Below are 15,172 nucleotides of genomic sequence, written 5' to 3'. Positions count from 1 at the left end.
TCCACGCCATGCCTGGATGCGACCATTCGCGCGCTACGCCGTCACCGACGACGCAGCGCGTGCCTCAGGGCGTCGTCGCCCCGGCGTTTCCGGTGCCCGGCGCAAACTGCAGGCGGGTCCACACACCGTAATGATCCGAGGCCCAGCGACCATCGGCATACGGCTGGTCGAACAGGATCTTCGCCTCGCGGGCGAGCAACCGGTCCTGCTGGAAGAAAATGTGGTCGATGCGCGAGGGTGCTTCGTAGTAGTGCCGGTTGAGCGTACTGACCTGGGCCAGTTCGTTGTTGACGTGCACGCTGCCGTAGCTGTCGCCGTAATGATTGCGCAGCTCGCTCAGGTCACCGGCATCCACCAGCGCATTGAAGTCACCGGCCACCACCACCGGTGCGTCGCCCGCGGTCTGCGCGATGAACGCCAGCAGATCCGCGACCTGCTCGCCGCGGATGCGGCTGCCTGCCGCATCCGATCGCTCGTTCAAGTGCGTGGCGTAGACATTCACCGGGCGGCCGTCCACATCGATGCGCAGATGCGCCACGGTGCGGTAGTCGTTGATCGGTGCCAGCAGGTGGTCGTTGCGCGACAACACCGGGCGACGGGTCAGCAAAGCATTGCCGTAGCGCTTGAAACGCCCCGGTGGATCGGTGGAGACGAACTGGTAGTCGTAGCCGAGCTTGCGCGCCAGCCACGCGGCCTGGTTGCGCACGTGGGGCTTCTGGATCACTTCCTGCAGCGCGATCGCGTCGGGCTTGAGTGCCTGCAGCTCGCGCAGGATGACCTGGCGGCGGGCCGGCCAGTCTTCGCGGTCGTGGTGCAGGTTGAAGGTGACCATGGTCATCTCCTGCCCTGCCCCGGGGGCCTGCGCCCACGCAGGCAGTGGCGCCAACGCCAGCGCGGCGGCCAGCAGGCCGCCCATCATCTTCGTCATCTGCCGCATTACGGTGCCTTGCGCTCTGCCCGGCGTACCGACGCCGGAATCTCGATCTCGACCTTGGCCGGCACCTGCATCACGCGCAGCTCGCCGCCCACCCATTCCGCTGGCTCACCGTTGATGGTGGTGGCGCCCGGCTCGCCGCTGTACGGCCACGGCAGCACCACGCCGCCGGCCGGCGGAATCAGCCCGGCCGACACCGTCAGGGTGAGCTGCTTGTCGTTGCGGACCAGCGCGTAGTTCAGCTGCCCGTTCGGCGTGCGCAGGCCTTGTACACCGACCCCCTTGCCTTCCAGCCAGCGCGACGGCACGCCGGCGGCCAGCACCAGGCTGTCGTCGATGTCGCGGTTGTACGCGAACATGTCCAAGGCCGAGCGCACGAAGTCCGAGGCCACCCACGCGTGCGGCAGGTCGCCCAGGAAGAACGGTTTGCGCGGTGTGCGCGAGACCACTTCGGCCCACTGGTTCCAGGGCTGCGGCGCGCGGTCCTTGAAGAAGAACTCGGTCGCCTGCCAGGCGCGGTCACGCCAGCCCAGGCGTACGAAGGCGGCCACGTTGCGCCACTCGTAGGGGGTGTAGTCCTTCCACTCGCGCTTGCCATCCCGACGCGCTTCGAACTCCTTCCAGTACCGCTCGAAGGTGGTGTTCAAGTAAGGCTGGGGCAGGCGACCCTGCTCACCGGCCGGCGCCAGCGCGATGGTGGTCGAGGTTGCATCGAAATCGCCGAGCTCGGCCGAGCCTGGCAGATAGTCGATCCTGTGCTGTGCGGTCGCGGCCAGCAGCGAGGCCTGCAGGTCGTCACGGAACTGGTCGCGCGATTCACTGATCTGCATCGCCTCCGCCTTGCCCAGCGTGCTGGCGATGATCGCCGCATCCTTATAGCCACGCAGCGCCCAGAAGTTGTCCCAGTACGAATGCATCGGCTTGGCCGAATAGCCTTCGTGGCTGATCGAGACCGGCATCATTCCGTAGAAGGCCGGGTTGCGGGCGCGGTTCTCCTCGGTGCGCTCGCTCAGGCGCAGCTGCTCCATGTACTGGTAGGCGCCCTGCACATGCGGCCACATCACCTCCAGGAAGGTGGTGTCGCCGGTGTAGCGCCAGTACTCGGCGATGTTGAAGATCAACTCGCCGTGGCTGTCGTTCTCCGGCACCGGGTCGCTGCCGCGCGAATCCACGCAGCACGGCACCTTGCCGTTGTCGAATTGATACGGCGCATACCAGTTCACGTACTGGCGTACCGCATCGCTGCGACCCATGCGCAGCAGGCCTTCGGAAATCATCGCGCCATCGCGGATCCAGCTGCGCGAATACGAGCGCGTGCCCGGCTGCAGGCTGGGCCCGATGCGCGAGATCAGCATGTGCGCCAGCGAAGTGCGCAGCGTGTCGGCCAGCGGCTTGCCGGCGGCTGGAACCTGCAGCGTCACCTGGTCCAGCTTGGTCCGCCACATCGAGGCGACCTGCTGCTGCGCCTTGGCCGCGTCGAAGGCCGAGGGCATGGTCCAATTGCCGGTCTGCGGCAGCACGATGGCCACCTCGCGGCTCTGGCCCGGCTCCAGCTTCCAGCGGTAGAGCAGTGCGCCCGAGGCCAGGCCGGTGCCGTCCTTGACCTCGGTGGTGCCCGGCAGCTTGCCGCTGGCCAGATGGACCACGTCGAGCTTGCTGTCGAAGGCGGTGGCGAAGTCGGCATCGGGTGCCTGCGCCGGGTACAGGCGCGGCTTGCCGTTGACATCCACGTGGGTCGGGTCGAACGACAGATTGTCGATCCGGCTGACGCCGCCGACGGTGTTGAGGAACTGGGTCGGCGGATTCACCTGCCAGGGGCGCACGGCCAGGGCCAGCGTGTACTCGTGGGCGACCTTGTCCGGGTTGCGCAGGGTGTAGCGCCCGACCAGCTGCGCGTTGTCCGGCGTGCCCTGCACGAAGCCGGTCACCTGCAGGCCGGCCTTGTCGTGGGTCCAGCCGACGTTGGCGATCGGCAGGTAGTCGTCCTGCAGCGATTGGCTGGTGGTGACGTCCGCCCAGCTCAGCAGCTTGTTGTCGACCAGCACGAACGGCTCGACGCTGAAGCTGGATTTGGCCACTTCCAGCGCGCCGTCTTCACCGATCAAGGCCTGCTCGCGGCCGCCATCCAGGCCGAGCAGCGTCCAGTAGGGCTGTTCACCGGTGAAACCGCGCGGCACCGAGCCGCGCGGCAGCTCCGCGCCGACCGAGCGGACGAAATCATTCGGGGTCGCGGCGAACTCGAGCGGTTTCAGCGTGATGTCGCGGATGCCGTAGCGCCAACTCGGGCCGCCTTTCAGGTCGAAGCGCAGGTAGCGCGCTTCGGTATCGGGCAGGGCCAGCCAGTCACGGCCACCGCCGCCGGCGGTGACCTCGCGCACCGTGCTCCAGGCGCGACCGTCGGCCGAGGAACGCACCACGTAGCGCGTGGCCTCCAGCCCGGGCAGCCATTCGATCACCGCCCCACCGAACTCGCGCACCTTGTGCAGGTCCAGGCTGATCGTCTGCTCGGCCACGCCGCCGCTGATCCACACCGTGTCCGGCTTGCCATCGACGATGCGGTTCTGCAGCGCGGTGGCGGTATCGGCGATCACCGAGGGGCTCAGCGAGGAGGTATCGGCCGGCGGCAGTCCCTGCAGCGTGAGCCGGTCGAAACAGACCGTGCCCTTGCCGCCCACCTTGCTGTAGATCGTGAACTCCATCGCAGCGCTGCGCTTGAGCGTCTTGTCCGTCTCCGGGCCCCAGGCCTTGTCGATCTGGCGCTTGCGGTACTGCACCGGCGCCCAAGCCTTGGGGAACGCGTAGCCGGGCCGGTTGACCCACCACACGTTGTCGCCACTGGCGTCGATCAGCTTGAACTGCAGGTCGTTGGCGGGGGAATCACCGCGCAGCTGGAAGCCGAACTGGTAGTTCTCCGGGTACTGGATGCCCAGCTCGCGTCGGATGCCGACGTAGCCGGAGACGTTGTGGAAGTCGTAGTCCAGGCAGAGCGCGCGGCCGCCGCCACTGCCGGCGACGCTGCGCAGCGAACCGCTGACCTGGTCGGAGACGACCAGCTTCCACGGACTCATGTCGTCGAAGCTGTCCAGCACCTTGGGTGCCGGCAACACCGGCGTCGCCGGCGGTGCGGCCGAGGCCGCCAGTGACCAGACCAGACCCAGACCCACCGCGACGACGGCATGCTTCACCCTTTGACACTCCCCAGCAACAGACCTTGGATGTAATAACGCTGCAATGCCAGGAACAGCAGCAGCACCGGAACCACCGTGACCACCGCGCCGGCCATCATCATTTCAACGTCCATGATGTGCTCGCGCGACAGCGTGGCCAGGGCCACCGGGAGAGTGTAGTGCTCCTGATCGGTCAGCACGATCAACGGCCACATGAAATCGTTCCAGGCGGCCATGAAGGTGAAGATCGACAGCGTCACCAGCACCGGCTTGAGCATCGGCAGCACGATCTGGAAGAAGATCCGCAGCTCCCCTGCCCCGTCGATGCGGGCAGCTTCGAGCAGCTCGTCCGGGATCGAACGCGCGTACTGGCGGACCAGGAAGATGCCGAACACCGTCGCCAGCGCCGGCACGATCACGCCACCGAAGTTATTGACCAGGCCCAGCTGCTTCATCAGCAGGAACAGCGGCAGCATCGCCACCTGCGCCGGGATCACCAGCGCGGCCAGCAGCAGCTGGAAGATGCGCTCGCGGCCGGCGAAGCGCAGCTTGGCGAAGGCATAGCCGGCCATGGTGTTGAGCAGCAGCGAGCCGAAGGTGATCGCCAGCGAGACCATCAGGCTGTTGACGAAGTTGTTGGCCATGCCGGTACGCGCGAACAACTCATGGTAGTTCGCGGTCGTCAGCGAGGACGGCAGCAGCGGCGGCGGGAAATGCGCCGCCTCGCCGGTCGGCATGAACGACACCGACAGCATCCACAGCAACGGCGCCAGGCTCAGGACCGCGAGCACCAGCAGCCCGCCATTGACCCACCAGGCATGCCAGCGCGATTGACCGATTTCACGACTCATACCAACTGCCTCTTTCGGCCGAAACGCAGCATGATGCTGGTGACGCCCAGGATGATCAGGAACAGCAGGAACGCCACCGCGGAGGCGCGGCCCAGGTTCCACCACTTGAAGCCTTCTTCAAACATGAAGTACAGCACGCTGACGGTGCTCTGCAGTGGGTCGCCACGCGTCATCACGTAAGGCTCGGCGAACAGCTGGAAGTAGCCGGACACGGTGATCACGCCGACCACCAGCAGCACCGGGCCGAGCATCGGCAGGGTGATGTGCAGGAACTGCTTCCAGCGCGAAGCGCCATCAATGCGGGCGGCCTCGTACAGGTCATGCGGGATCGCCTGCAGGCCGGCCAGGAAGATCACCATGTTGTAGCCGAAGTTCTTCCACACCGCGAACAGCATGATGGTCGGCATCGCCCAGTTCGGGTCGCCGAGCCAGTCGATCGGGCTGATGCCCAGATGGCCCAGGCCGTAGTTCACCAGGCCGTAGCTGGTATGGAACAGGTAGCGCCAGATCACCGCCACCGCCACCAGGGTGGTCACCACCGGGGCGAACAGCGCGGTGCGGAACAGCGCCTTGAAGCGTGCGGCCGGAGCGTTGAGCAGGATCGCCGCGCCCAGCGACACCGCGATCGACAGCGGTACGCCGACGATCACGAAATACGTCGTGTTCCACAGCGACTTCCAGAACATCGGGGTCTGCAGCAGATCGATGTAATTGCCCAGGCCGACAAAGCGCAGATTGTCCCCATCGGACAATGCATACAGGTCGAAATCGGTGATGCTCAGGGCCAGCGCCGAGAACACCGGCAGGCCGAAGAACACCGCGATGACCAGGATGGCCGGACCGGCGAACATCCAACCGGCAAGCGAACGCTGCTTCATGGTGCCGCCTCCGTGGCCACTGCACTGGAGTGCTGCTTGTCGCTCACCCCGGACGAGTCCTGGCGGTGCTGCTCATGCATCCAGCGGCGTTTGGCGAGGACCTTGTCCACGCGTGCGTCCAGCTCTTTCACTGCTTGATCCTGGTCCAGGCCACCACGCACCACCTGCTCGGTGGTGATCCGCATTTCCTGGGCGATCCGCTCCCACTCCAGCACCTTCGGGGTGGACTTGACCCGCTCGAGCTGGTCGCGGAACGGCTGCGCCAGTGGATCGTTGGCCAGCGAGGGATACTCCCAGGTGCTGCGCCGCGGCGGCAGATCGCCGATGATCGAATGGAAGCTCTCCTGGATCGCCGGGCGCGACAGGAACTCGATCAGCTTCCACGAGGCTTCCTTCTGCTTCGAATCGCGGAAGATCACCAGGCTGGTCCCGCCGGCGATGCCCGCACCCGGGCCATCCGGACCCGGCAGCGCGGCCGTGCCCCACTGCCCTTCCAGCTCCTTGGGCTGCAGTTTCTTGAACTCGCGGATGTTCCAGGGGCCGGACACATAGAACACGTTGAAGCCCCGGAAGAACTCGTCCCACACGTTGGAGATCTGCGTCTCGGACATGCGCGGGGCCCAGCCCTGCGCGAACATGTTCTCGTAGAAGCCCAGCGTCCTGCGGAAGCCCGGGCTGCTGAAGTTGCCGCGGGTGTCTTCATCGCGCAGCAGCGGATCGGGCTGCTGCAGGGCGAAGGAGAGCTGCTGTTCGAACTCGTTGATCGGCATCAGCACCGCGTAGCGGTTCGGACCCTGCATCTTCTTGATCGCCGCCATCATGTCGCTCCACTCGGCCCAGGTGCGCGGAGGGTGGTCATAGCCGGCCTTGGCCAGCAGGTCCTTGCGGTAATACAGCAGGCGCGTATCCACGTACCACGGCACGCCGACCAGCTCGCCATGGATCACGTTGGTATCCCAGATGCCCTGGAAATAATCGGCCGGGTCCACCACCTTCGACTGCGCCACGTAGGGCTGCAGCGGCGTCAGGGTGTTGAGTTCGGCGAACTCGGGAATCCAGGTATTGCCCAGCTGGCACACGTCCGGCAGCCCTTCGGCGGCGAACGCGGTCAGCAGCTTTTCATGCGCGGCCGTCCACGGGATGTTCTGCACATCGACATGGATGCCGGGATTTTCGGCCTCGAACTCGCGAACCAGACCGGTGACGACTTCGGCCTCGCGACCCATCGCCCAGAAACGCACGGTGACCCCTTCCGGTTCTTTCCGGCAGGCACTCAACAACAGGCTGCCGACGATCAGCAGCAACAGACTCAACCCCAGCTTCGGGCGCGACGACGATGGCACTGCTTACTTCCCCTGCTGCTGGTTGCGGTTCGAATTGGAATTGTTCTTCTGTTCCTGGGCTGCTGCCGCGCGCGATTCGGCGATGCCGACCGAGCGCGCCGAAGCCGCCTTTTCATCTTTCTGCAGTTCCATCGGCTGATCCTCGCCTTCCGGCGTCAGCCAGCCACCGGTGAAGCCGGCGCGTTCCAGGCCCTTGCGGATGTGCGGATTCTTCTTCATCACATCCCAGACGAAATCATTCCGGTAGTTGGCGATCATGGTCAGGATCGGGCCCTGGTCGATGCCGATGTAATCGCTGGCCACCCAGCCGCGATCCGGGACCAGACGACCGGTCTTGATCGGGATGTCGTAGTTGAAGCTGGGATTGAACGAATCCAGGAAGCCGTAACTGGAATAGATGTAGTCGCCGTAGCGCTTGTGCATCTCCACCGCGGCCGGGATCACCTCTTCCGGGGCGAACACGATCGAGGAGATCGCGGCGGTCGGCGCGATGGTGCCGTCATCGAAGTTCTCGCGCAGGCCGGCGCCGCGCGAAGAGTAATGGCGGAACTGGCGCTGCTCGCCGCGGTATTCCTGGGTGGTGTTCTGCGGGCCATCGCTGGCGGTCAGCCCCCACACGTTCTGGCCGTAATCCTTCCAGTTCATCGGGTTGGCGATCGCGTATTCGCGCTGCGCCAGGGCGGCCGAGCGGCTGTTGAGGAAGTAGGTGCTGCCCCGCTCGCGCATGTAGGCATCCTGGATGTCGCGGAAGTCGACCCACACATGCGTGTACTGGTGGCCGAACAGCGGACCGAAGGACAGATATTCCTGGCCCTGGTAGACGCCCCAGTCGTTGTCGTAGGTACGCGTCCAGACCGTCCAGGCGTCCGGGCTGACCGGATGGGTCGGCGAGCCGAGCGCGAGGATGTAGACCATCATCGCCTCGTTGTAGCCCATCCAGTCGTGATCGATGAAGCCGCTCTCGGGGAACCAGCCCATCGAGATCAGCGGCGCACGCTGCTGCAGCCAGGGCCAGTCCACGCGCTTGTACAGCGTGTCGGCGATCTCGCGGATCTCTTTTTCGCGCGCGTCGTCACCGTCGTAATAGGACTGCGCGAACAGCACGCCCATCATCAGCAGCGCGGTATCCACGCTGGAGAGTTCCACCCAGCTGTCGTAGCGGCGGCCTTCCTGCATGTCCAGGAAGTGGTAGTAGAAGCCTTTGTAGCCGCCCTTGCCGGTGCGCTGCGGGCCCATCGGCAGGTCGCGGAAGAACTTCAGCGTCAGCAGGGTGCGGTCGATCGCCTGGTTGCGGCTGACCCAGCCGTTCTCGATGCCGATCGGATAGGCGGTCAGCGCGTAGCCCACCGAGGCGATGCTGGCGAACGGACGCGACGGGTAACGGTCCGGGCTGAGCCCGTTGACCTCGTTGGTGGTATCCCAGAAGAACTGGAAGGTGCGGCGTTCGATATCGTCGAACAGCGGCGGCAGCTCCGGCTTCATCGGCCGCGGCGGCACATCCGCCTCGACCAGGATCACGGGCGGCTTCGGCTTGGCCGGCTCCTGCTGGGCCTGCGGCTGACAGGCAGCGGCGGCGAGACTGATCGTCGCAGCGGTCAACAGGTGGCGTGCCTGCATGGGCCAACTCCTTGTGCGGTGTTCGTGACTGGGAAGCATAACGTCCAATGACCTGAAATCGTTTACAGAACGCCGCTTTAAAAAACCACGCATGCGTGGTCGAAAGCGGCGGGTCATTGCCCAGGCCGCTGCCACCCTCCGTGGCACCGGCCTGGACAATGGACTGGCCCGAGGGCCAGCCATTGCCATGAAACCGGCCCCGTCCGAGGACGGGGCCGTTGTTGCGTCAGAAGCGGAAGCCGACTTCGGCCTTGACCTGACGCGGAGTACCGATGATGTCGCCGGTCTCGTTGTAGCTGGCCTGCAGCTTGCCGTTGGTCTTCACGTAGTTGTAGGTCGAGAAGTTGTCGAAGTTGAACACGTTGATGATGTCGATGCGCGCGTACAGCTCGGTCTCGCCCGGCATCTTGAACGTCTTCGTCGCCTGCAGATCGACCGAACGGTAGCCGAAGATCTTGCCACCCAGCAGGAACTTGCCATTGGCGTTGGGCACCGCGGCCTGCGGGGTCGGCAGGTTGTAGCCACTGGCCTGCGGGACGCCGTACCAGTCGTTGACGGCGGTCGGGGTGGCCAGGGTGAGCTTGCCACCAAAGGTGATGCCCCAGAAGCCCGCGTACGAACCGGTAACCACCAGGCGGTGGCGCGGCGCGCCGTTGGAGCGGATGGTCGGATAATCTTCGATCAGGCCGCGGTCGAACGCGTACTTCTCGTTGATGTCACGGTTGTGGCGCGCGGTGGTCCAGGTGTAGGCCACCGAGGTGCCCCAGCCGCTTTCCTGGGTGAACGGCTTCTGCGCCGACAGCAGGACCTGGGTGGCACGGGTCTTGATGCCCTGCTGGCCGATGATCAGGCTGCCGAAGCCCGGCACGTTGCAGCTCCAGGCCTGGCCCAGGCCCGGCTCGGTGCCGCCGCACAGGCGCGGGTCATCGAAGAACTGGCCGGTCGGGTAACGGTTGCCCAGGGTGAAGGCGAAGCCGTCGTAGCTCAGGGTGCGGGAAATGGTCGCATCGGTCAGCCAGTCACCGACCTGGTTGCTCATGCCGAAGCTGAACTGATCCGAGTACGGCACCTTGAGGTTGTTGTTCAGCAGGTCGACTTCCAGGCCGGCATTGCTGGTCGAACCGACCAGGTTCTGCAGGTTACCGATGCCGTTGAGCAGGTTCGGGTTCCAGTCATAGCAGGCGGCCTGGCCGTCGATGCAGGTGCCGGTGCCTGGGTTGCGGAAGTAGATGGTCGGCTGCGGCAGGGCCAGCTTGGTCGTTTCCAGCTGCAGGTTGTCGAACAGATCGCGGTCATACGAACGACCGGCACCACCGTGGAACACGTGCTGCTCGTCGGCGTTGAGGTCATACGAGAAGCCCAGGCGCGGCTGCCAGGCATCCTTGAACGCCTTGCGGTTGTGGCCGTTGCTGATGTAATCGCCGATGTTCAGGCCACCCAGTGCCAGCGAATCGGCGTAGGTCTGGCCAGCCGCCGCACGCGGATCCTGCGAGTAGATCGCGTCGACCACCTGCTGCGGGGTCACGAAGTCCAGGTAGGACGGGGTCTTCTCGTAGTCCCAACGCAGGCCGAGGTTCAGCTGCAGATGGTCGTTGACCTGCCAATCGTCCTGGATGAACAGGCCGATCTGCTTGGACTTCGAACGCACTTCACCCGACACGCCCGACACGCCGGTCACCGGCTTGACGAACTGCGCCTTGTACGGAATGGACGACGGGAAGTCCGGATCGCCCAGGGTGTAGGTGAAGGTCGGGTTGATCTGCGCGGCATCGGATGCGTACAGATCGATCTGCTTGTACTTGGCACCCATCTTGATGGTGTGGTCGCCCTGCCACTCGATGCCGTCCAGGGTCAGGTTGTCTTCGATCGACCAGCCCTTCTGGCCCTTCACCTGCGAATCCAGCGCCGATGCGCCACCGATCTTCACCACGGTGCGGTCTTCGGTGCCGTCCGGCGCGGTGTAGGTGATGCCGTTGGCCAGGGTCAGCGGGGTCGGGTTGTTGAACGAATCTTCGTGGGTGACCATCAGTTCGTTGTAGTAACGCTCGCCGCTGTGGTTCCAGCGCAGGGCGTAACGACGGTCGGTGTTGACCACTTCACGGCCGGCTTCCGGCGCGGTCTGGCCACTGAACTGCGACTGGGTTTCATCGCGGTCCTGGAAGGTCAGCTCGATGCGATCGTTGTCGGTCGGCTCGAAGTCGATCTTGCCGAAGATCAGATCCTGCTGGAACGGCTGGCTGGCCGGGCCGAGGCCTGCGGCGCCGTCGGCCGGCAGCAGGCCGGCGGCACTGGTCACCGCGCCGTCCGGCGCGATGGTGACCGGCAGGTCGAAGCGCTTGGCTTCATAGGTCACGAAGAAGTGTGCCTTGTCCTGGATGATCGGACCACCCAGTGCGAAGCCGTATTCCTTCTCGGCCGAGACCATCTTGTCCTTGCCGCCCTGGCGCTCGGCCGGGGTCTTGGCGCGCATGTCTTCGTTGGTGTAACGGTAGAAGGTTTCACCCTTGAACTCGTTGGTACCGGACTTGGTGGCCGCGGTCACGGCCGCGCTGGACACCTGGCCGTACTCGGCCTTGTAGTTGCCGCTGATGACCTTGTATTCACCGATCGCCAGCTGCGGGAACGGGTTGCCGGCGCTGCCGGACTGGCCGGCGACGCCGCCGCCCTTGACATAGCTCTTCTGGCCCACGCCGTCGATGTAGACGTTGGTGCCATCGGAGTTGGTGGCACCGCCACGCAGGGAGGTGTTGCCCTTGGCATCACGGGTGAAGATCAGGCCCGGAACCGCGTCGGCGAATTCCAGGAAGTTGCGCGACACCTGCGGGGTGGTCTGGATCTGCTGCAGGCTGACGGTCTTGCCCACTTCGGAGGTGCGCACTTCCTGCAGCAGGGTCGGCGCGATGACGTTGACCGTGTCCAGGTTGGTGGCGTTGGCGGTGCTGCCGTTGGCCGGCGCGCCGCTGAAGTTCAGGGTCGCGGTCGAGGCCACGGTGACCGTCACCTTCTGCGTCTGGCCATTGGCCACGACGTTGTAGGTGCCCGGGTCCAGGCCCATCAGCGAGTAGCTGCCATCGGCACGGGTGGTGGCGCGGCGCACGGAGCCACTGGCCAGGTTGGTGGCGGTGACTTCGGTGCCGGCCTCGGCCTGGGCGACCTGGCCGCGCAGCGACGAGGTGGCCGACTGCGCCATCACGGTCGGGGCGGCGCCCAGCATCAGGCAGGTCACCAGCGCGCTGGACAACAGACTGCGTGCGGGCGCGCGGTTGCGGTGATTGGAATACGTCATGTAACTCTCCGGGTGGTGGTGGCCGTCTTTGCGGCCCCTGTCATTGTTTTTTTACAGCGTGGTTTGAATGCGTCACGACCAACGGTCGTGACCTACAGCTCGCTTCTGGGCTTGCTTGAATCACGCACGATCAGGGTCGGCACGAGCGTCTGCTTGTCGCCGGCCCCTTCTGTGTTGTTGCCATCCATCAACTGCAACAGGCGCGTCGCGGCCTTATCGCCGAGGTCGGCGATACTCACCTGCATCGTCGTCAACGACGGGTGAACGAAACGTGCCAGCGGAATGTCATCGAAACCCGCCAAGGCGACATCGGTCGGCACACGGACACCTGCCTGCGCGAACGCATACAGACACCCCAGCGCCATCATGTCGTTGGCGGCGAACACCGCATCGGGCAGCGTGCCGGCTGCCAGCAACTCCTGTCCGGCGCGATGGCCGGAAGCTTCGTCAAAGTCACCGGGCAACTCGATACCTTGGGCAGCATCGCCGAAGGCCGCCAGCGCATCGCGGAAACCGCGCAGGCGCTCACGGGCGTCGTAGTTGAGGTCCGGACCGGAAATGAAGGCGATGCGCCGATGCCCGACATCCAGCAGGTGGCGGGTCATCGTCATCGCACCGGCATGGTCATCGATGCTCAGCACCGGATGATCCTGCTCGGGCAGATAGGTGTTGATCAGCACCGTGGGCAGCGACTGCGGCAGGTTGTCGGTGAGGAAGCCCGGGCTCTCGGCATACGGCGAGAGCACCAGCAACCCATCGACACGACCGCGCATGGCACGCAGGGCCGCGCCCTGCTGCTCCTGGTCACCGTGGTAACTGGAGACGAGCAGATGCTGGCGACGCTCGCGGGCCACCCCGTCGATGCCGCGCATCAGTTCGGAGAAGAATTCGCCATAGAGATCGGGCAACACCACGCCAATGGTGTTGGTCCGTCGGCTGCTCAGGCTCCGGGCCGCTGCGTGCGGGGTGTAGCGCAGTCGCGCCGCTACCTCCAGCACCAGCTTGCGCACGGGCTCGGCAACATTTTCATGGCCATTGAGTGCGCGCGAGACCGTGGCAACAGAGACACGGGCCTCACGGGCGACATCTTTGATAGTGATCGCTGCCTTGTTCACTTCGCCGCCCTCCACGGCTTAGAGATCTGGGCTTGGCGCGGAATGTAAGCGTTTTCAAACCCGGATGTAAACACTACGTTAGCCTCATGTCGTACGGCGGTAACCAAAAGCTGTCCATGGCGGCCCCATTCGGGACTGGCCAGGACAAGGCGGGACAAGGGTTTCAGCGGTTTTTGACCGGTGTTTCGGCACGGATGGACAACGCGTGGATATCGGTCTCCATCATCGTCCCCAGGGCCGCATAGACGGCCCGATGGCGCGCCAGCGGCAGTTTTCCTTCGAAGGCCGCGCTGACCACGTGCACCTTGAAGTGCCCCCGGCCGTCACGCGCGCCCTCGTGGCCGGCGTGGCGGTGGCTGTCGTCCTTGACCTCCAGCAACTCGGGATCCAGCGCCTGCTGCAGCGCCTCGCGGATGCGCTCGACCCGGTTCATGGCAGGACCTTGCGGAACGGGCGGACCTGGACGCGCACGTATACGCCCGCCTCTACATAAGGATCGGCGGCGGCCCAGTCCTGGGCCTGGGTCAGCGAATCGAACGCGGCGATGACCACGCTGCCGCTGAAGCCGGCCGGGCCAGGGTCTTCGCTGTCGATGGCCGGGCACGGGCCGGCCAGCAGCAGCCGGCCTTCATCCTGCAGGGCCTGCAGCCGGGCCAGATGGGCCGGGCGCGACGCCAGACGGGCGGCCAGCACATCGGTGCCGTCATAGCCTTCAATCACATACCACACGGGCAACTCCGAGGTCTTGTTGAATCGAACCCGGGCATTCTAGCGGGGCTGGCTGGACACTGGCGCGGCAACCCCGTAGTCTTATGTCCATTGCACGTGGCTGGACGCAGCGCCCCGTCGGCACCCGGCTCCACCGCCAGCCGACGACCGACCCACTGCCCCACACCAGCACACGTAGACGACCTCCCCGTAGTTCTGTCGCTGCCCATCGCGGCGCGCCTTGCTGTTTGAAGTGTGGAATCGCGCCGACCCAGGCGTGTCATGGCTTGCCATCCTGCCGCCCGGCACCGTTCCGGACGCTGGCATGGTGCGGCGACCGGTCCGTTGCAATACTGACGTCTATTTGATGACTGCCGAACTCGCGCTCGACGCGAACCCGCCAACCCGAGTGCCCGCCCCACAGCAGCAGGAAATGCCGCTGGCCGTGGTGCATGGACAGCCGGTCCTGCAGATTCCGCAGGACCTGTACATCCCGCCGGACGCGCTGGAAGTCATCCTGGATGCCTTCGAGGGTCCACTGGACCTGCTGCTGTACCTGATCCGCCGGCAGAACCTCGACATCCTGGACATCCCGGTCGCCGAGATCACCCGCCAGTACGTCGAGTACATCAACGTCATGCAGGAGCTGCGCTTCGAACTGGCGGCCGAGTACCTGGTGATGGCGGCGATCCTGGCCGAAGTGAAATCGCGGATGCTGTTGCCGCGGCCGCCCAGCATCGAGGGCGAGGAAGCCGATCCGCGTGCCGAGCTGGTGCGCCGGCTGCAGGAGTACGAACGTTTCAAGCAGGCCGCCGAGGACATCGACAGCCTGCCCCGCCAGGACCGCGACACCACCGTGGTCCATGCCTTCGTCCCCGACCGCGCGGCCGTCAAGCTGCCGCCGCCGGTGGACCTGAAGGAAATGCTGATGGCGCTGCACGACGTGCTCAAGCGCGCCGAGCTGTTCACCGGCCACGCGATCAAACGCGAGGCGCTGAGCGTGCGCCAGCGGATGGGCGATGTGCTGGGTCGTCTGGAAGACGGCAGGTTCTACCGGTTTGAAACGCTGTTCACCGCCGAAGAAGGCAAGCTGGGGGTGCTGGTCACCTTCCTGGCCCTGCTCGAACTGGCCAAGGAACAGCTGCTGGACATCGTCCAGGAAGCTCCGCTGGCGCCGATCTACGTCAAGTCCCTGGCCGCCGGCAACACCAACGAACCGCTGCAGTTCAACAGCGAGTTCGACGACAACGACGCCGCCAACGAATCCGACTGA

At 65.2% G+C, this 15,172-nt stretch carries 11 protein-coding genes; 1 reads left to right on the top strand and 10 read right to left on the bottom strand.

The window, feature by feature from the left end:
- Positions 1-64 precede the first annotated feature (64 nt).
- The 10 genes from HH110_RS09580 to HH110_RS09535 form a co-directional block, all read right to left on the bottom strand.
- Entirely contained in the window at positions 65-937 is an 873-nt protein-coding gene (locus HH110_RS09580) for an endonuclease/exonuclease/phosphatase family protein (protein ID WP_176989450.1), read from the bottom strand.
- Positions 937-4,119, bottom strand: a complete 3,183-nt coding sequence (locus tag HH110_RS09575; protein ID WP_176989449.1) for a discoidin domain-containing protein — start codon at positions 4,117-4,119, stop codon at positions 937-939. Before HH110_RS09575 ends, HH110_RS09580 begins: the two co-directional genes overlap by 1 nt.
- A complete protein-coding gene (locus tag HH110_RS09570; protein ID WP_176989448.1) occupies positions 4,116-4,952 on the bottom strand; it encodes a carbohydrate ABC transporter permease in 837 nt (278 codons plus the stop codon). The genes HH110_RS09575 and HH110_RS09570 overlap by 4 nt, the downstream gene beginning before the upstream one ends.
- Positions 4,949-5,830 (bottom strand): carbohydrate ABC transporter permease, encoded by an 882-nt coding sequence (locus HH110_RS09565; RefSeq protein WP_176989447.1) that lies wholly within the window; start codon positions 5,828-5,830, stop codon positions 4,949-4,951. Before HH110_RS09565 ends, HH110_RS09570 begins: the two co-directional genes overlap by 4 nt.
- Entirely contained in the window at positions 5,827-7,143 is a 1,317-nt protein-coding gene (locus HH110_RS09560) for a sugar ABC transporter substrate-binding protein (RefSeq protein ID WP_241696495.1), read from the bottom strand. Before HH110_RS09560 ends, HH110_RS09565 begins: the two co-directional genes overlap by 4 nt.
- Before the next feature lie 33 nt (positions 7,144-7,176).
- Positions 7,177-8,790, bottom strand: coding sequence for a glucoamylase family protein (locus HH110_RS09555; protein WP_176989446.1), 1,614 nt, complete (start codon positions 8,788-8,790; stop codon positions 7,177-7,179).
- A 226-nt stretch (positions 8,791-9,016) separates the two neighbouring features.
- A complete protein-coding gene (locus HH110_RS09550) occupies positions 9,017-12,076 on the bottom strand; it encodes a TonB-dependent receptor (RefSeq protein WP_176989445.1) in 3,060 nt (1,019 codons plus the stop codon).
- Between the two features lie 92 nt (positions 12,077-12,168).
- Complete coding sequence (locus tag HH110_RS09545; RefSeq protein WP_176989444.1) at positions 12,169-13,206, bottom strand: substrate-binding domain-containing protein; 1,038 nt, start codon at positions 13,204-13,206, stop codon at positions 12,169-12,171.
- A 148-nt stretch (positions 13,207-13,354) separates the two neighbouring features.
- Positions 13,355-13,624, bottom strand: coding sequence for a BolA family transcriptional regulator (locus HH110_RS09540; RefSeq protein ID WP_070470362.1), 270 nt, complete (start codon positions 13,622-13,624; stop codon positions 13,355-13,357).
- Positions 13,621-13,920, bottom strand: coding sequence for a YciI family protein (locus HH110_RS09535; protein ID WP_088434706.1), 300 nt, complete (start codon positions 13,918-13,920; stop codon positions 13,621-13,623). Before HH110_RS09535 ends, HH110_RS09540 begins: the two co-directional genes overlap by 4 nt.
- Before the next feature lie 220 nt (positions 13,921-14,140).
- On the opposite strand from HH110_RS09535, the gene HH110_RS09530 reads away from it, so the two are divergent.
- Positions 14,141-15,172, top strand: a complete 1,032-nt coding sequence (locus HH110_RS09530; protein ID WP_176989443.1) for a ScpA family protein — start codon at positions 14,141-14,143, stop codon at positions 15,170-15,172.

This window comes from Stenotrophomonas sp. SAM-B (assembly GCF_013387485.1).
GTDB classification, from domain to species: Bacteria; Pseudomonadota; Gammaproteobacteria; order Xanthomonadales; family Xanthomonadaceae; genus Stenotrophomonas; species Stenotrophomonas maltophilia_AA.
This window is presented reverse-complemented; position numbering and strand designations above follow the sequence as displayed.